14 protein-coding genes are annotated in these 16,419 nt (G+C 68.6%); 1 reads left to right on the top strand and 13 read right to left on the bottom strand.

Annotated elements, in window-relative coordinates; genetic code table 11:
- Positions 1-188: 188 nt before the first annotated feature.
- The 11 genes from MWN33_RS02240 to MWN33_RS02190 all read right to left on the bottom strand — a co-directional run bounded on the left by MWN33_RS02240 (position 189) and on the right by MWN33_RS02190 (position 9,967).
- Positions 189-875 carry a hypothetical protein gene (locus MWN33_RS02240; protein ID WP_247198468.1) on the bottom strand — a complete coding sequence of 229 codons (687 nt, stop codon included), beginning with the start codon at positions 873-875 and terminating at the stop codon, positions 189-191.
- A complete protein-coding gene (locus MWN33_RS02235; protein WP_247198467.1) occupies positions 872-1,531 on the bottom strand; it encodes a hypothetical protein in 660 nt (219 codons plus the stop codon). Before MWN33_RS02235 ends, MWN33_RS02240 begins: the two co-directional genes overlap by 4 nt.
- On the bottom strand, positions 1,524-1,859 hold the full coding sequence (locus MWN33_RS02230; RefSeq protein WP_247198466.1) for a hypothetical protein: 336 nt from the start codon (positions 1,857-1,859) through the stop codon (positions 1,524-1,526). The genes MWN33_RS02235 and MWN33_RS02230 overlap by 8 nt, the downstream gene beginning before the upstream one ends.
- Positions 1,849-2,325: a hypothetical protein gene (locus MWN33_RS02225; RefSeq protein ID WP_247198465.1), complete on the bottom strand. Its 477-nt coding sequence runs from the start codon at positions 2,323-2,325 to the stop codon at positions 1,849-1,851. The genes MWN33_RS02230 and MWN33_RS02225 overlap by 11 nt, the downstream gene beginning before the upstream one ends.
- 344 nt (positions 2,326-2,669) lie before the next feature.
- Positions 2,670-3,488, bottom strand: a complete 819-nt coding sequence (locus tag MWN33_RS02220; RefSeq protein WP_247198463.1) for a helix-turn-helix domain-containing protein — start codon at positions 3,486-3,488, stop codon at positions 2,670-2,672.
- A 642-nt stretch (positions 3,489-4,130) separates the two neighbouring features.
- The gene (locus tag MWN33_RS02215; RefSeq protein WP_247198461.1) at positions 4,131-5,510 is read right to left on the bottom strand and encodes a site-specific integrase; all 1,380 of its coding nucleotides are present in this window, start codon (positions 5,508-5,510) and stop codon (positions 4,131-4,133) included.
- A 375-nt stretch (positions 5,511-5,885) separates the two neighbouring features.
- Complete coding sequence (locus tag MWN33_RS02210) at positions 5,886-6,842, bottom strand: hypothetical protein (RefSeq protein WP_247198460.1); 957 nt, start codon at positions 6,840-6,842, stop codon at positions 5,886-5,888.
- Between the two features lie 70 nt (positions 6,843-6,912).
- Positions 6,913-7,833 (bottom strand): alpha/beta fold hydrolase, encoded by a 921-nt coding sequence (locus MWN33_RS02205; RefSeq protein WP_247198459.1) that lies wholly within the window; start codon positions 7,831-7,833, stop codon positions 6,913-6,915.
- Positions 7,834-7,876: 43 nt separating this feature from the next.
- A complete protein-coding gene (locus MWN33_RS02200; protein ID WP_247198458.1) occupies positions 7,877-8,125 on the bottom strand; it encodes an acyl carrier protein in 249 nt (82 codons plus the stop codon).
- Positions 8,125-8,751 (bottom strand): hypothetical protein, encoded by a 627-nt coding sequence (locus MWN33_RS02195; protein ID WP_247198457.1) that lies wholly within the window; start codon positions 8,749-8,751, stop codon positions 8,125-8,127. The genes MWN33_RS02200 and MWN33_RS02195 overlap by 1 nt, the downstream gene beginning before the upstream one ends.
- 28 nt (positions 8,752-8,779) lie before the next feature.
- Complete coding sequence (locus MWN33_RS02190) at positions 8,780-9,967, bottom strand: glutathionylspermidine synthase family protein (RefSeq protein ID WP_247198455.1); 1,188 nt, start codon at positions 9,965-9,967, stop codon at positions 8,780-8,782.
- A 362-nt stretch (positions 9,968-10,329) separates the two neighbouring features.
- Between MWN33_RS02190 and MWN33_RS02185 the strand changes: the two genes are divergently transcribed.
- Entirely contained in the window at positions 10,330-12,003 is a 1,674-nt protein-coding gene (locus MWN33_RS02185) for a Na+/H+ antiporter (RefSeq protein WP_247198454.1), read from the top strand.
- 8 nt (positions 12,004-12,011) lie between these two features.
- On the opposite strand, the gene MWN33_RS02180 is transcribed toward MWN33_RS02185, so the two are convergent.
- A complete protein-coding gene (locus tag MWN33_RS02180; RefSeq protein WP_281493609.1) occupies positions 12,012-15,179 on the bottom strand; it encodes an efflux RND transporter permease subunit in 3,168 nt (1,055 codons plus the stop codon).
- Between the two features lie 17 nt (positions 15,180-15,196).
- The gene (locus tag MWN33_RS02175) at positions 15,197-16,345 is read right to left on the bottom strand and encodes an efflux RND transporter periplasmic adaptor subunit (protein ID WP_247198453.1); all 1,149 of its coding nucleotides are present in this window, start codon (positions 16,343-16,345) and stop codon (positions 15,197-15,199) included.
- Positions 16,346-16,419 lie beyond the last annotated feature (74 nt).

Raw genomic sequence — 16,419 nt, 5'->3', positions numbered from 1 at the left:
AGGGCAAAATTTCATTGTAAAGGAAGGCGCCGCCCACCGTTTGACGAGGGCGGCGCTCGGTGTCGATCTCACCTCCCGCGATGACGCTGCGGTACACGGCCTTTGCTCATTTGGTCCGAAGAATGTCCGCGCGCTTCCAAATGGGCTTCGCGACTAGGCGACCGCTCGGAGATGCGCGCGGAAGCTTGCTAGGACCAGACGACGCCACTGCCGATTGCGTGCGGCCGGGGCTCAGCCGGCGGCGCCGCAGGCGCGCCGCCAGCCCAGAAGGCGGCGGGCATCGCCACCACGCCATGGCCTTCCACGTTCCATTCGGGAACGGCGGGCAGCACCACCGTCGTGCGCAAGGCCACGGCGGCCTCAAGCACGAATTGCGGAACCGGCCTCGCGCGGCCGAACTCCACATTCTTCACGAGATCATCGCGCCCGGCTTCAGCGAGGCGGGCATTCACGACCGACACCTTGCTCTCGGCAGCCGCAAGGCGGGCGAGGAGATCGAGGAGACGGCGCTGCGCGTCCGGCCATTCCGCCCGCAGCACCGCCGCGACGGCCGAGGCTTCACGCTCCGCCTCGTCACGGGCGGCGTCGAGAGCGGCGCGAGCCTCCCGTTCGATGGTCTCTGCGAGCCGGGCGCGAAGAGCGCCCAGCGCCACTTCGGCCCGCTCCTGATCACGGCGAGCGGTGGCAGTGGCCCCTTCGAGCCGCGCAAGGGTCGCATCATCCGCGCCATCGAGAAGGGCAGCGCGACGCACGCTCTCAGCGGCGCGCACGCGCTCACCCGCCGCGTCGAGATCGATCGCGGCAATCGCGGCTTCGAGTTCCTGCGAAGTCGGCGCCTTGCGGCTCTTCAGTTTTTTAAGGATGTCCGAGATCATTTCAAGTTTCCGATTTCAATCGACCCGAACGGCACGTGACGCGCAGCGATTTCATGCGCGCGTTCACCGTCGATCCGGCCGTGTTTCATGAGTTCATCCGCGATCTCCACGATCGAGGACCAGACGACGGGTTCACGAACGAACGTTTCCGCCCGATCTTCTTCTTTGCGAAACCGCGTGGCGTATGTTTCAGCAGCGGCATCAACACCGATCTCCGCCGCTATGATCGTCAACGCGCGACACTTGTCGCACCCTCCCATGGCGAGGGCCTTGACCGCTTCGACATATGGCGTCAGTGCGGCGTCTGGGGTCCGGTAGGTCATCCGAACGAGGCGCTGTTCCGCCGCGACGCCGACCATTAAGGAGAGCAGCCGGGTCGCATTGCTGATCCGGCCGGGCGTGATCCGGACCATGGCGGGTGCATCAACGCGCACGAATTCGATCCGCTCGCCCGCCATGTGATGAGTGACGGCGTGCGCTGCTTCATGCACCGCCCGCGCGCGTTCGCGCGGCGGGGGCGGCATCTCGACGATGCGCTGAACCGTCGAGCGCGCCATGGTCTCGCACCCGGCCGGCAGGGCGACAGGCTCAATGAAGCCAGTTCCTTCGCCACATAGCTCGGCCGGGCATCTCACGACGGCGAACAACTCACCCATGGAGCCGACGCCTCCGCTCTGCTGCCGACGTGGCGGCGCGGGCAAACATTCGACCCTCGGCCGCCAGGGCTTCGCGCCATGCGGCATCGTCGAGTGCCCGCAGCGCCTCCATAGCTGACGCGAGGTTGCGGACAGCATCGCGAACACGGATCACGAGCGATGCGGGCGCGCGGCCGTTCTCGTCGAGCTGATCGAGAGCGCGGCTCAAGCGATCGATCGCGGCAGCCGCTTCGGCCGCCGCCATCTCAGCGTCATCAGGGAAATCGAGCGGCACGGCGAGGGTGTCGGCGGCGCGCGCCAGCAGCGCCGCGAGCGTTTCACTGTTCATCGCTATCTCCTGTCTTTAGCCGCACCGTTTCGGCGGCAAGGCGTTTGGCGATCCGCGACCGCACTCCGCGACACTCATCATCGATCCGCCGCCGCTCGGCCCGGTCACGCGACAGGCGGGCGGGCAGACCCACCAATTCGGAAACAGCCACGGCGACGACGTGCTCGACGGCTGCGATAGCGTCTTCGACGGGGATCAGTTCGCGGGCGCGCTCGGCGCGCCGCTGCGCGATTTCGGCAGTCCGCGTCTTCGCAAATTCCGCGCGGGCGCGGCTTTCGTCGCTTCCGCCGCGCTCGCGGCGTGCGGCAGCGAGGGCGGCCTGGACGACAAGGGCGACGGGGAACGCACCACGACCGGCGGGCCTGATATTCGCTTCAGCGGCGATCTGGCGAGCGCGTCGCGCAGTGCAGCCGAGGAGGTTGCTGATCTCGTCGGCGGATGCCGCCTCCGGCACAACGGTCTTCATTATTTCACATCTCCATATTGGAAATTGAAACTGGATTTTCACGGACAGGAAAACGCTCTTTTTGCGCGGAGCCGCGCGCCGTACAGCCCGCCACCCCTCCCGAAGGACCCAAAGGGGGGAGGGGGCATGTCGCTATCTCGCGTCGGCGAGCCACGCGGCGGTGCGGCGTGCCGGCTGCCGATGGCGCGGCGCCCGTTGGGCGCCGTGCTGACGCCCCCCGCGGCCTTCGATGATATCGACCATCCGGCCTTCGAGGCCGATCGGTACGTCTATGAGCGCCAGGGCGCGTGCTCGGATGCTATCAGCGCGGATAGGCGGCGGAGGTGGCGCGGGCTCGAACGGCGTCACGGCTCGCCCTCGCGAGATACGGGCGCATAGCGCCCTCGGCCGATCCGGCGCACTAGCCCAGCGTCGACAAGTCGCTTGAGAGCTTGTCGCGCGGCCGCGCTCGACATGCCCAGCCGTTCGGCGATGTCGTGAGCCGACGAAAGCCCTGCTGCGATGGCGTCGAGAAGCCGCCCGGAGTTTGTGACATTTTCGCTGGCGGCTTTATTTTTAAATAAGCTGCCAGCCTTCGATGTCACGTTTGCAGACTGCCGCCCGTTCGCCTCGCGGCGGCGCTCTGCGCGCCGCGTCAACCGGTCTTCGGCGCTTTCATCGCACGGCGTCAGGGTGACGAAAGCGAAGCCATCAGCGGCTAGCAGGTCGCGCTCTTCAGCCGTGAAGTCGAGCAGGTCGCCCGCAACTCCCGGCGAAAAGCTCAATCGGTTCCGGCGACCCGACCGGGCGTTCAGCACCGCCGCGATATACGGCTCCTCGGCTTCGATGCCGGGGGGCAACTGTCGACTGAGGTGGTCGACGTTCGCATCGAGCCATCCGGCGCCGTCGAGCACCCACAGCGCGTCGGACGCCACCGAGAGGGCAGCACCCGCGTGCAGCGGCGCGCCCAGGCGACGCCGAAGGCGGGCGAGTTGCGCCAGCTCCACGAGGCGCCGTGCACCACGCAGCTTTCCGCCGAACAGGCGCGCAGCGGGACGCTCAGGCGGCACGATCGGCGGCCGATACCTGCCCCGATCCGGGATCGTATCCAACGCTCGCGCGCGGATCGATCCGGTTTTGATGGCCGGCGATGGCGGTGCGGGCTCGCGGCGGAGTTGGTGCAAGCCGGCGCGTGCTATAAAAAATGCCGCTGACGCGGACACGTCAGCGGCCCCTACGGCCTTGTATCGGGCAAGCATAGCTCACCCAGCTTTACGGTATTCAGAGGTCGAGGAGACACGGCTGCTTTCGAGCCAAGCGCGAACATCGCTCACCCGATAGCGAACAAGGCGGCCTGCCCGGCAGAACTTAGGGCCACCACCATGCACGCGATATTTGTTCAAGCTCGACACACTCAGGCCGCAGATTGCCGACGCGCCCTTTACATTCACGTACTCGTCGTCGCTAGAGCTCATCTTTCAGTCCTCTTTGACAACGCAAAAAGCCCGCCTTACGGCGGGCTCTGTCGACGTTGCTGGGTTGATAAAATGAAAAACCCGCCGGCCATGCTGGCGGGCGGGTCATGAAGCAGAAAACCAAAACCCGGCCAATGGACCGGGTTCGATATCACACGGGAGGTGAGAAGAGGTCGCTCCGCGCAACTGAGCGCATTTGCAGCCACCTCATGCGAAGAAACGCATGAATTTGTGCCCCCCGTCAATCGAGAAAGTTCAAACGAAGCGGGAGCGGCATTGAAATGACAGACGAATTTCGGGCTCTCTTCACGCCAAAGTGACAAAATGACGTGGCACAGCGTTGGACGCGCATCATCGGCCGATGCGCCCTTTTGCGATCTCGATAACCTCCGCCGTGCTCTCCCGCTGCGCTTCGCCCATCGCCGCCGCGATCCGAGACGCGATTGCATCACTCGCCTTTCGAAGCGGATCATTGTCAAGGTGGGCATATCTCTGGGTTGTCCTAGCTTGCGCGTGGCCCAATAGTTTGCCGACGATCGCGAGACCATGACCTTCGCCAGCTCCGACCGAGGCGAAGGAATGCCTCAAGTCATGGATACGAAGCCCGGAGAGGCCCGCCGCCTTGCATACCAGCGCCCAAGGCCGCTTGAGGTCTGCGCGCGGCTTCTCGATAGTTCTGCCATCCGGTCCGGTGCTGATATCGCCGGGGATCACGTAGCGCCCAACTCTCGGCAAACCGACGAGCACTGCGCGAGCCGGTGCATTCAAAACGATAACCTTCGGACCGGTTTTGCTGTCTCTAAGGCGGAGTAGACCGCGCTCCACGTCGACGGCGCTCCACTCAAGGTGAAGGATTTCCCGAAGGCGAGCGCCGGTGAATATGAGCAGCCGCAGAGCGGCGGCAGTCTCAGGCGCGATGACGACGCGGCGGTGCTCGGCCTTTGGCGCATGCTTGGCATTTGCCCCCTCGCGTGGCGCCCATTCGATACCGACAGTCTCAGCAATACGAATCGCCTCGCCCAGCCGGGCAAGCTCCTCGACGGTGAGGTATCGCTCGCGGCCCTGCTCTCGGAATTTCTCGATTTTCGTAGTCGGGTTCCTCGTGCCCTCCGGCAGAATTTCCAGCCGCTCCGCCCATCCATAGATCGCGCCAAGGACCGCAACGGCGCGGTTCGCCATGGTTGCTTTATCGGCGAGGCGTGCGTGCATCCTCGCCACGTCCTGGCGGGTAATGTGCCGCGCATCCTTGTCGCCGAGGGCTGGGAGAATGTGCCTGTCGAGCACGATCCGATAAAACGCCTCTGTGGTTCCCTTGCGCTTGAGAGCAACGTGCTCAGACATGAAGCGTTCTGCGAGAACCGACAGGCGCATCTCGGCGGCGCGGCGCTGTTCGGCCTCTGCGGCCTCCTGAGCGGCTCTATGGGCCGCCTCGGCGGCTTCCTGAAGGGCCTTCTCGTCGATGCCCTTGTCGGCTTCACGGATCAGCCGCTCGGCTTCCGCGCGGGCCTGTTCAACGGTCCATCCGCCGCCCCAGGCCGCAATGGTGACGCGCCGACTTTTAGCGCCGCGTCCGCCGCCAATTCGGAACTGCGCAACGTACGTCTTCTTGCCGGAAGGCCACACCCTCAGTCCGAAGCCCTTCAGAGACCCATCACCTGCGTCCCAAATGAAATATTCGCTCGCCTTCGGCTTTGCCGCGTCGACGATCCTCTTCGTGAGCTTTGCTGCCATGGCACGACCCGGTTGTTTTCTCGACCGGAAGCACGGATAGCAGGACCGGAAGCACATAGGAAGCACGAGAACGGAAACTTGACGCCACGAAAGGAACCGCCCTACTACGCCATACGACGCGATATCAACGAGTTAGGAAACTAGCGGCAAGTCGAGGAAAGCCGAGGCAAGCCATTTCCCCTAAATGGCATTCAAGAGGTCGGCGGTTCGATTCCGCCTGGCTCCACCAATTCTCTCCTGCATCTTCTTCCCCGCCGAGCGGCGCCGCAGAGCGACGCGTGCGTTCCGCGCAGGCCATACGCCGGCCGCGAGGCCGTCGCCGGCCCACCGCGAAAGGCCTGCAGCGAAAAGCCTGCAGCCGAATCGGCGGCGCCCTCAGTTTCCGCGCGCGGTCTGAAGGAAGGCTTCGGCGCGCTTGAGGGCAGCGGCGAAGAAGGGCTGGTTCGGCGCCTCCCTGGCGAAGCAGGCACGGTAGGCCGCCCCGCCCGCGTCGAGGCCGGCATAGAGCGACTCCCAGCGCGGATCCTCGATATTGCCCGCCTTCTCGATCTCGGCGGCCAGCGCGTCGGCCTTCTGCTTGAAGGGCTTCCACAGCGCGTCGCAGGCGGCGATGGGCTTGATCGGCAGCTTCACCAGCGTCCCGCCCACCATCGCCTTGCCGCCGGCGAGGCGGACGATGACGATCTGGTCCGGCGGGGTGTTGCCCGGCGGCTCGTCGGCCAGAACGCCGAGCACGGCGAAGGCGGTCTCCCCCGGCACGGCGGTAACCGGCAATGTCATGTAGGGCTGGAAGAAACCGCCCTCGACGAGAAGCGCGCTGCCGTAGAATTCATTCGTCGTCATCGCCGCCTCGATGCCGCCCGCGAGCGCGGCCGGCGCGCCCTCGTCCTTCCCGCGCGCGGCGAGCCAGGACTGGAAGACCGGCTCGGGGGTGACGACGAGGCGGATCGTCAGGTCCTTGTTGGCGAAGGCGAGGCCGTCGAGCTGGCGCGTCGGCGTGTTCTCGTCATAGGTGAAGCCGTAAAGCGAGTAGCCCGGCGCACCGAGGCCCTTGACCTTCAGCGGTCCGAGCGCGGCGGAGAGACGCCTGGACAGGTCCTCCAGCGCGGCGTCCTCCCGCTTGATCACCGCCTCCTCGCCGCCCGTCCCCGCTTTGGCCGCGGCCAGCGATTCGGCGATGGCGCTGTCGCGCGCGGCGACGTAGTCGGCCAGCGCATCTGCCGCCGCAGGCGAGGCGAGGGCGGCGGCAATCAAGGCCGCCGCGAGCGCGGCGGGAAGGCGCAGGAGGGCACGGGCAAGGCAGCGCGCGGGGCCGTTCATGAGGGCATTCATAGGGCCATCCTCCTGGAAAGGGGCGCGGGGCGGGGTCGGATCGGCACGGCACACGTCAGTCCACAACGCTTCAGTCCGCCACCAGCCACTCCAGCGCCGGCATGAACAGGCCGCGCGCGATGAAGGAGGGGATCAGATTGTGGTTGGTGTCGGGCAGCGGCAGCAGCTCGATGCCCGGCAGGCCGGCGAGGTTTTCCGCCTCGTCGCGGTCATGTGCGTTGTTGGCGGCGAAATGGACCCGCGCGGGCGGGGCCTCGGCGGCGTCGAGATAGAAGGCGCGCAGCTCCACCTCGCCGCGCGGCGAGACCAGCCCGTCGAGCCGGGCGCCCTTGCGGCGCACGCTCTCCAGCGATTCGCGGATGGCGGTCGGCGGGGAGAAGGCGAGGCTGCGCCGCGCCCCCAGCCGCGGCGCGTAGAGCAGCGCGCCGAAGCCGCCGCCGGAATTGCCGGCGCAGTAGCAGGAGGTGGCGCCCAGCTCGTCCCGGATCGCGGCAAGGGCGGCGGCGGTCTCCCCGACGCTGCCGCCGAGCCCGCGCACCGTGCCGAGATAGTAGTTCCAGTCCATGTCGAAAACATAGACCAGCGAGACGCCGAGCCGCCGGAACCACTGGTGCATCACGCGCAGCGGCGCGCCGAACTGGTGGGCGGCGCCGGTGAAGACGAACAGCACCTTGCGTGCGCCCGGATAGGGAAGGGTCACATAGTCGATATCGGGGCGCAGGGGCGGAAAACCGTCCACAGCGTCGTCGCCGCTGCTCGGGGCCTGCACGATCACCTGGCGCAGCGCGTCGAGCGAGGCGAAGCGTCCCCACGGGATCTCGGCGGAGGCCGCATAGAGCCGGGCCGCCTCCAGAGGATGGCTGCGGGCCAGCTGGTTGAGCACCGAGAGATGCTGGAAGATGTTGCCCTTCTGCGGGGTCGGCCGGCCACCGTGCTGTACCGCCCGCGCGAAGGCGGCGGCGAGGTGGCGGAACGGCTCTTCGCTGTCCATCGGCATGTCCTGATCGGGCACGATATCAAGGGCGGGCGACGCGTCAGGCCGCCGCGCCGTGGCGCTCGCGCAGGATGAAGTCGCGGATTCGCGCGAGCGATGTGCACAGGTCGTAATCGCTGTCGGCGATGGTCACGCCGAAGGCTTCCTCGACCCGCATCAGAATCTGCACATGGTCGAGCGAATCGAGACCCTGCGTGTAGAAATCCTCGAACGGGTCGATGTCGACATTGCCCAGCTTGGCGTTGGCGCCGCGCGCCACGGCGAGGATCCGCGCGTCGAGATCGTCCATCAGACTGTTCCGCTCCGGAGGGGTGTGGCGGCCAGGGTGAACCGGCCCCAGTAACGCTCGTCTGCCGTCACCTCGACGACGAGGAAACGGCTCATCTGCCGGGCGATGCGCACCGCGACCGGCTCGCCCCCGATATCGGCGCCCGTCTCCTCGCCGCGCTCGGCGGTGATCTCGGCGAGGTTCCAGGTGTCGTCGGGAAAAAGCTCTTCCAGCAGCGCCACCGCCAGCAGGACGGCGGTGCGCGCGACGCTGCAGCCGGGACGGCGGCGCACGCGGGCGCCATCCATGCCGAACTCGGCGCCGGGAATCACCTCGGCATCCATCAGCGGCGCCCGCGCGCGCACCACCTCGCCCGGCAGGCGGCGCAGCCAGCCGGACAGCGGGCGGCCGGGCGCGGCATGGCCGAACAGGCCGCAGAAATCGGGATCGCCCGGGCGCGGGGCGTCGTGGCGCAGCTCGACCGCCTCGTCGGAAATGCGGCTGAGGCGCAGAAAGGTCGGCCCGGCGGCGCCCGTCGCCACGGCCAGCGCGTCGAACAGGTCGGCGGCGTGGATATAGGCGCGCAGGTCGCTGAGCGGCGGGCGCAGCACGAGGGAGGCGGCGAGAGGGATCGTGTCGTCAGGCAAGGACGTGGTGTCAGGCAGCATCATGGTGTCAGGCGAGAACATGGGGAACGAAGCGCATGGCGTCGTCGGTGATGATCGGGCTGTCGCATTCGCTCATGCCGAGGGCGACCGCCCTGCCCTCGACCATCCAGACGCCGGTCGAGGCCCAGGGGCCGCCCGCCCCGCCATTGGCGTGAACCGGTCCGGCGGGACGCGGGAGATAGTGCAGGTCCTGATAGACCCGCCCGCAGACGGGGCCGGGCGCGCGGGTGACGCAATTGCGGCCGGGGGCGCGGCGGTCGCGCAGCTCGATGCCCTGGCCCTGGATGGAGAAGAGCGGCTTGGCGACATAGCCGTCGGCATCGTCGAGCCGGGCCGGTTCGAAGAAGCTGGCCAGCAGATTGGGATGGCCCCGGTTGAAGTGCCACAGCCAGGCGAGCGAGCCTTTCGAACTGAGCAGCGCAGACCAGAGCGGCGCGGCAATGCCGGCGGGAAGGGCGCCGACATGCAAGGCGAGCGCGCTGTCCCGGATGAGATGATCCCAGCGAAAGCCCTTCACCACATAGGGCGCCACAGCGCTGCCCGCCGACGCGGGCAGGGAGGCGAGGAAGGCTTCCAGCGAGGTGTAGTTGCGCACATCGCAGGCGATGCCGGCGCCGTCGAGAATCCGGAACAGCGTGTACTGCCAGAGCTCGTCATAGGGGTCGTCGTCCAGCGAGACCAGCTCGACCGGGCGATCGCCGAACCGGCGCGCGGCCATGCGCCCGGCGGCGCCTTCGAGATCCGCCATCTGGCGCGCCGAGGCGGTGAGGCGCGCCTCGGCCTGCTGCCGGCGCAGCCAGTTGGCCTGGTACACCGCCGTCTCATAGAGCAGGCCGACGACGTCGACATTGCACTCGTGCAGCTTGGGCGGGGTATGCCCGTCGAAGCTCAGGTCAAAACGGGCGAACAGCAGCGGGTCGGCGCGGCGCCAGCTTGCCCGCACGGCGTCCCAGGCGAGGCCGGGAATGCCGAGCGACTCGAGGATGCGCTCGTCGTCCACCGCGCGGGCGACGAAGTCGAGGCACAACGCCCAGAGCTCTTCGGCGGCGGGAGAAAGCACCGTCTCCACCGCTTCGCCGTCGAGCTCGTAGTAATGGTCGACGCCCCAATAGTCCCGATTGGCGGAGTGCTGCTCGATGATCGTGGGAAGCAGGGCGTTCAGCGCCGGATGTTCAGCACAGGCATGGCGGCGCATGGAAGGCCTTCGATGACCTTAAGAAAAACGATCTTGGACCCTGAAAAACCGGCAGACCGGCGCGGGTCGCGCCTGATGAGGCAAGATGAGCGTCGTTCGGCCTGTCGAAACCGCAAGTCGTTCGTATGTCTACGAACGCAAGGTGCGACCGCTCAGCCCGGCCTGCACCCACCCATGCCCCATAATGCTACCCGCGACAACTGGTTTAGAATGACTCTCATCACAAGTCCAGTTGCCTCCGGGTCAGGGGTGCGGCGCCGCCACCGGGCCTTCGCGCAGCCCGGGTGCGGATCGGAAAGAGGCGGCGGCCCCGGCATGGCCCGATGGCGCCGGCGGCCGGCGCCGCCGAACGGATGCGCCCCATGAACACGCTTTCCATCATCCTCGTCCTGCTGGCCGGCGTCGTGGCGACGCATTGGGCCTCGCGCGCGCTGGGCGGGCGCATCGCGCTGCCACTGTTGCAGGTGGCGGCCGGCGCGGCGATCGGCATGACCACCGGCTTCGGCGTGCGGCTCGAACCGGAACTGTTCTTCCTGCTCTTCCTGCCGCCGCTGCTGTTCCTCGACGGCTGGCGCGTGCCCAAGCGCGCCCTGCAGGACAATGCCGCGACCATATTGTCGCTGGCCTTCGGGCTCGTGTTCTTCACCGTTCTGGGACTCGGCCTGCTGCTGCACATCTTGCTGCCGGCGACGCCGCTCGGCGTGTGCTTCGCGCTCGCCGCCGTGCTCTCGCCGACCGACGTGGTGGCGGCGACCTCGATCACGACCGGCAGCCGCATTCCCCCGCGCCTGCTCGGCGTGCTGGAGGGCGAGGCGCTGTTCAACGACGCCTCCGGGCTGGTCTGCCTGCGGCTCGCCGTCACCGCGACGATGACCGGCGCCTTTTCACCGGGGCCGGCGCTGGCCGGGCTCGCCTGGGGCGCCTGCGGCGGCATCGCGCTCGGCATCGCCCTCAGCTTTGCGATCTCGGCGGTGAAGCGGCAGGTGGCGCGGCGCATCGGCGAGGACACCTCCTCGCAGATCCTCATCAGCCTGCTCACCCCCTATGGCGCCTATCTGCTCGCCGACGCGGCCGGCACCTCGGCCGTGCTGGCGGCGGTGGCGGCCGGCATGACGATGAGCTGGATCGAGGTCGGCGGCGAGACGCTGGCGGTTACCCGCATCCGCCGCAACGCGGTGTGGGAGACGCTGCAATTCGCGCTCAACGGTTCGATCTTCCTGCTGCTCGGTGAACAGCTCCCCGACATTCTGCGGGCGGTGCATGCCGGGGCGGCGGAGAGCGGCCATCAAGGCGGGCCGGCGGCTCTCGGCTGGCTGGCGCTCTACACGCTCGTCCTCCTCCTCGCGCTCGCCGCCTTCCGCTTCGGCTGGGTGTGGGTGTCGGCCATGATCTGGCTGCGCCGTCACCCCGCCGCGCCCGACGGCCGCCGCCTGCCGGAGTGGCGGCTGGTGAGCGCGCTGTCGGTCGCCGGCGTGCGCGGGGCGGTGACGCTGGCCGGCGCGCTCAGCCTGCCGCTGTTCCTGCCGGACGGCGCCCCCTTCCCCTCGCGCGATCTGGTGATCTGTCTGGCGGCGGGGGTGATCCTGCTCTCGCTCGCCATCGCCAACCTCGCCCTGCCCCGGCTGCTGGCCGGCATCCGCCTGCCGCCCGCGCCGGCGCGCGAGGCGCAGGAGATCGCCGCCCGCATCGCCGCGACGAAGGCGGCCATCGCCGCGCTGGACAAGGCACGCGAGAAGGGTGGCGTCGACCTCGACACCTATGTGCTGGTCGCCGGCCAGTACGAGCACCGTCTGGCGCAGCTCCAGCCGCCGACGCCCGATGCCGCGACGGCGGGCAAGGCCACGTCGACGGACGCCTCGCCGGCCCCGGCGATTCCCCATGGCGAGGAGAAGCTGCACATCGCCGCGCTGCGCGCCGAGCGGGGCGCCATCGTGTCGCTGACGCGGGGCCGGCGCCTGTCCACCGACCTCGCCCACAAGCTGCTGCGCGAGATCGACTTCGCCGAGACCGCCTTCGAGGCCGCCAAGCAGGGATAGCCCGGCATTCAGACCGGAGCCCGGGCGGCTTCCGCCCGACGCCGGCGGCCGAGGCGCGCGCCCAGCCGGTCGAGATAGAGATAGATCACCGGCGTGGTGTAGAGGGTCAGGACCTGGCTGACGAGGAGCCCGCCGACGATGGCGTAGCCGAGCGGCTGGCGCAGCTCCGCGCCGGTGCCGGTGCCCAGCATCAGCGGCACGCCGGCCAGCAGCGCCGCGAAGGTGGTCATCAGGATCGGCCGGAAGCGCAGCAGGCTCGCCTGCCGGATCGCCTCATGCGCCGGCAGGCCCTCGACGCGCTCCCGCTCGATGGCGAAGTCGACGATCATGATGCCGTTCTTCTTCACGATGCCGATCAGCAGCAGCACGCCGACCAGCGCGATGATCGAGAAGTCGAAGCCGAACAGCCACAGCATGATGAGCGCGCCGAGCCCCGCCGACGGGAGTGTCGAGAGAATGGTGATGGGGTGGATGTAGCTCTCGTAGAGCACGCCGAGGATCACATAGATGACGAGGAGCGCCGCCAGCACCAGCGCCGGCTCGCTGGCGAGCGAGGACTGGAAGGCCTGCGCATTGCCCTGGAAGCTGCCGACCAGCGTCTTCGGCGTGCCCAGATCCGCCTCCGCGCGGTGGATCGCCGCCACCGCTTCGCCCAGCGCGACACCGGGCGCGAGGTTGAAGGAGAGCGTCACCGAGGGGAACTGGGACTGGTGGTTGATGGAGAGCACGCCGGTCGGCAGGCTCGTCCATTTCGCCACCACGCTCAGCGGCACCTGCGTGCCGCTCGCCGACTTCACATAGAGCTGGTCGAGCGCGGCCGGCGAATTCTGCAGCGCCGGCAGCACTTCGAGGATGACGTGGTAGCTGTTGAGCTGCGTGAAGTACTGCGTCACCTGCCGCTGCCCGAAGGCGTCGTAGAGCACGGCGTCGATGTCGGCGGGGCTGACGCCAAGGCGGGAGGCCTGCTCGCGGTCGATGGTGAGCGTCAGCGTCGCGCCGCCCTGCTGTTGGTCCGAGGCGAGGCCGGTAAGCTCTGGCAGCGACTTGAGCTTGGCCAGCAGATTCGGCGCCCAACTCTCCAGCTCGCCGATGTCGGCGTCCTGCAGCGTGTACTGGAACTGCGTGCGCGCCACGCGCCCGCCGACATTGAGGTCCTGTGCCGCCTGCAGGAACAGGGCGGCGCCCTCCACGCTGGCGAGTTTCTTCTGCAGCCGGGCGATGACTTCGAAGACCGAGGCCTCGCGCTCGTCGCGCGGCTTGAGGGTGATGAACATGCGCCCGTTGTTCACCGTCTGCCCGGCGCCGGCGCCCACCCCCATGCCGACGCTCGCCACATCCGGGTCGGCGGCGACGATGGCACCGAGCGCTTCCTGCCGCTTCACCATCTGCGCGAAGGAGATGTCCTGCGCCGCCTCCGACACGCCGACGATGAGGCCGGTGTCCTGCAAGGGGAAGAAGCCCTTGGGAATGAAGTAGAACAGCGCCCCGGTCGCCAGCACGCAGGCGAGGAACACCGCGAGCGTGATGCGGGCATGGTCCAGCGCGAGGTCGAGCGTCACCCGGTAGCCCGCCAGCAGCGCCTCGAAGCCGCGCTCGGAGAGGCGGTAGAGCGCGCCGTGGCGCTCCTCGCTCGCGCCGTCGCGCGGCTTGGCCTTCAGGAACAGCGCGCAGAGCATCGGGGTCAGCGTCAGCGAGACGAAGGCGGAAACCGCGATGGTGATCGTCACCGTGATGGCGAATTCGCGGAACAGCCGGCCCACCAGGCCGCCCATCAGCAGCAGCGGGATGAAGACGGCGACGAGCGACAGGCTGATGGAAAGGATGGTGAAGCCGATCTCGGCCGAGCCGTCGAGCGCCGCCTGCAGCGGCGTCTTGCCCATCTCCAGATGCCGCTCGATGTTCTCCAGCATCACGATGGCGTCGTCGACCACGAAGCCCACCGCGATGGAGAGCCCCATCAGCGACAGGTTGTCGAGGCTGAAGCCGAAGGCGTACATGGCGGCGAAGGTGCCGATGATGGCGAGCGGCACGGCGATGGAGGGGATGAGCGTCGCCCACAGGTTGCGCAGGAAGACGAAGATCACCGCCACCACCAGCACGACGGTGATGACGAGCGTCTTCTCCACATCGTCCACCGACGCGCGGATGGTGCCGGTGCGGTCGCTGACCACTTCCAGTGCGAGGCCCGCCGGCGCGCTCGCCATCAGGCCGGGGAGCTGCGCCTTGATCTGGTCCACCGTGTCGATGACGTTGGCGCCCGGCAGCTTGAACACCGGCAGCAGGATCGCCCGCTTTCCGTTCGCCCAGGCGGCGAGCTGGGCGTTCTCCGGCGCGTCGAGCGCGGTGCCGATGTCGCGCACGCGCACCGGCGCGCCGTTGCGCCAGGCAAGGATGGCGTCGAGCCACGGGCCGGCGGCGGTGAGCTGGTCGTTGTCGTAGAGGGTGAAGGTGCGCCGGCCGCCCTGCACCGCGCCCTTCGGCCCGTTCACCGTGGTGGAGACGATGGCCTGCCTGATGTCCTCCAGCGACAGGCCGAGAGTGGCCACCCGCGCCGGATCGACCTGAATGCGCACGGCCGGCTTCTGCTGGCCGAACACCGAGACCTGCCCGACGCCGTCGATCTGGCTGACATGCTGCTCCAGCACGTTCTCGGCGAAATCGTCGACCTGCGTGATCGGCAGGGTCTGCGAGGTGAGGGCCAGCACGAGGATGGGCGGATCGGCCGGGTTCACCTTCCGGTAGGTGGGCGGGGCCGGCAGGTTGGTCGGCAGTTGCCCGCCGGCGGCGTTGATCGCCGTCTGCACGTCGAGCGCGGCGGCGTCGATATTGGTGGCGAGGTCGAATTGCAGGGTGATCGAGGAATTGCCCTGCGTCGACACCGAGGTCATTTGCGCCAGGCCGGGAATCTCGCCGAATTGCCGCTCCAGCGGCTGCGTCACCGAGGAGGCGATGATCTGCGGGCTGGCGCCGGGAAGCTGGGTCGACACCTGAAGCGTGGGGAAGTCCACTTCGGGCAGCGGCGCCACCGGCAGCAGCGGCAGGCAGGCGAGGCCGAGCGCCAGCAGCCCCGCCATCAGCAGCGAGGTGCCGACGGGATGGCGGATGAACCAGGAGGACAGCGACACCGAAGGCGCGAGCGGGGAGGCGACCGGCGGGGCGGCGGGAGGAACGGGCATCGGCATGGGGATGGCCTTCAACCGGCCGGCGTGGCGGCGGCGGCCCGCACGCCGGGCGCGAGGCGATACTGGCCGTCGGTGACGACGCGCTGGCCGGCGGCCAGGCCGCTTTCCACCACCGCGAAGCCGGAGGCGATCGGCCCCAGCCTCACCGGCGTGACCGCGACCTTGTCGTCGCCGCCGACCGTGTAGACGAAAGCGCCGTCCGGCCCGCGCTGCACGGCGCCGGAGGGCACGGTGAGCGCGTCATGCAGCGTCTGCGTGGTCACGTCGACGCGCAGCGACTGGCCGGGCCAGAGCCGGTCCTGCGAATTGGCGAACACGGATTTCAGCTCCAGCGTGCCGCTCTGCGGGTCGATGCGGTTGTCCATCAGCTCCAGCGTACCGGTGTCGAGCACGCTGGAATCTTCGCGCGAGATCGCCCGCGCCTCCACCGTGCCCGCGGCGAGGGCCCGGCGGATCGCCGGCACGTCGGATTGCGGCACGGTGGAGAGCACGCTGATCGGGTGGATCTGGTTGATCACCACCAGCCCGCCGGCATCGCTCGCATGCACGATGTTGCCCTCGTCGACGAGGCGCAGCCCGGCGCGCCCGTCGATGGGCGAGACGATGCGGGTGTAGGAGAGCTCGGTCTGCGCGCTGGCGATCTGCGCCTCGTCCTGCGCGACCTGCGCCTCCAGCCCGGCGACCGTGCTGGCCTGCGTGTCCACGGTCTCCTGGCTGGCGAAGGCGTCCTTGCCCAGCCGCGAATCGCGGTCGAGGATCAGCCGCGCATTGGCGAGGCCGGCCTGGTCCTGCTGCAGCCGCGCCTTGGCCTCGTCGAGCGCCGCCTGGAAGGTGCGCGGATCGATGACGGCCAGCAGGTCGCCCTTGTGGATGTCCTGCCCTTCGTGGAACAGCACCTGCTGCAATTCGCCGTCGACGCGCGAGCGCACCGTCACCGTATTGAACGGCGTCACCGTGCCGATGCCGGTGACGCGCACCGGCACATCGCGCGCCCTCGCCACGGCGATGCCGACCGGGACGGCGACGGGCGATTGCGAAAGACCGGCGGAGGCGGGCGAGGTGGCGGATGCCGGCCGGCCATGCAGCACATAGGCGCCCGCCACCCCGGCGCACAGCGCAACGGTAAGGGCCAGCGCCAGCACGGGGAGACGACGGCGCACGGCGCGGCCTCCCGGTGGGCCGGGAAGGGGAGCGGGGAGCGGATCGCGTGCGGGAAGGCTGGGGCGCGTCATGG

The organism is Ancylobacter koreensis, from assembly GCF_023016525.1.
Taxonomy (GTDB): domain Bacteria; phylum Pseudomonadota; class Alphaproteobacteria; order Rhizobiales; family Xanthobacteraceae; genus Ancylobacter; species Ancylobacter koreensis.
The sequence above is the reverse complement of the archived record's forward strand: the minus strand, read 5'-3'. Positions and strand labels throughout refer to the sequence as shown.

Excerpts from the sequence above, each read along its gene's own strand:
- MWN33_RS02190 (WP_247198455.1), bottom strand. The coding sequence starts at position 9,967 with ATGCGCCGCCATGCCTGTGCTGAACATCCGGCGCTGAACGCCCTGCTT.
- MWN33_RS02240 (WP_247198468.1), bottom strand. The coding sequence starts at position 875 with ATGATCTCGGACATCCTTAAAAAACTGAAGAGCCGCAAGGCGCCGACT.
- MWN33_RS02225 (WP_247198465.1), bottom strand. The coding sequence starts at position 2,325 with ATGAAGACCGTTGTGCCGGAGGCGGCATCCGCCGACGAGATCAGCAAC.
- MWN33_RS02200 (WP_247198458.1), bottom strand. The coding sequence starts at position 8,125 with ATGGACGATCTCGACGCGCGGATCCTCGCCGTGGCGCGCGGCGCCAAC.
- MWN33_RS02205 (WP_247198459.1), bottom strand. The coding sequence starts at position 7,833 with ATGGACAGCGAAGAGCCGTTCCGCCACCTCGCCGCCGCCTTCGCGCGG.
- MWN33_RS02215 (WP_247198461.1), bottom strand. The coding sequence starts at position 5,510 with ATGGCAGCAAAGCTCACGAAGAGGATCGTCGACGCGGCAAAGCCGAAG.
- MWN33_RS02180 (WP_281493609.1), bottom strand. The coding sequence starts at position 15,179 with ATGCCCGTTCCTCCCGCCGCCCCGCCGGTCGCCTCCCCGCTCGCGCCT.
- MWN33_RS02230 (WP_247198466.1), bottom strand. The coding sequence starts at position 1,859 with ATGAACAGTGAAACGCTCGCGGCGCTGCTGGCGCGCGCCGCCGACACC.
- MWN33_RS02210 (WP_247198460.1), bottom strand. The coding sequence starts at position 6,842 with ATGAATGCCCTCATGAACGGCCCCGCGCGCTGCCTTGCCCGTGCCCTC.
- MWN33_RS02185 (WP_247198454.1), top strand. The coding sequence starts at position 10,330 with ATGAACACGCTTTCCATCATCCTCGTCCTGCTGGCCGGCGTCGTGGCG.
- MWN33_RS02235 (WP_247198467.1), bottom strand. The coding sequence starts at position 1,531 with ATGGGTGAGTTGTTCGCCGTCGTGAGATGCCCGGCCGAGCTATGTGGC.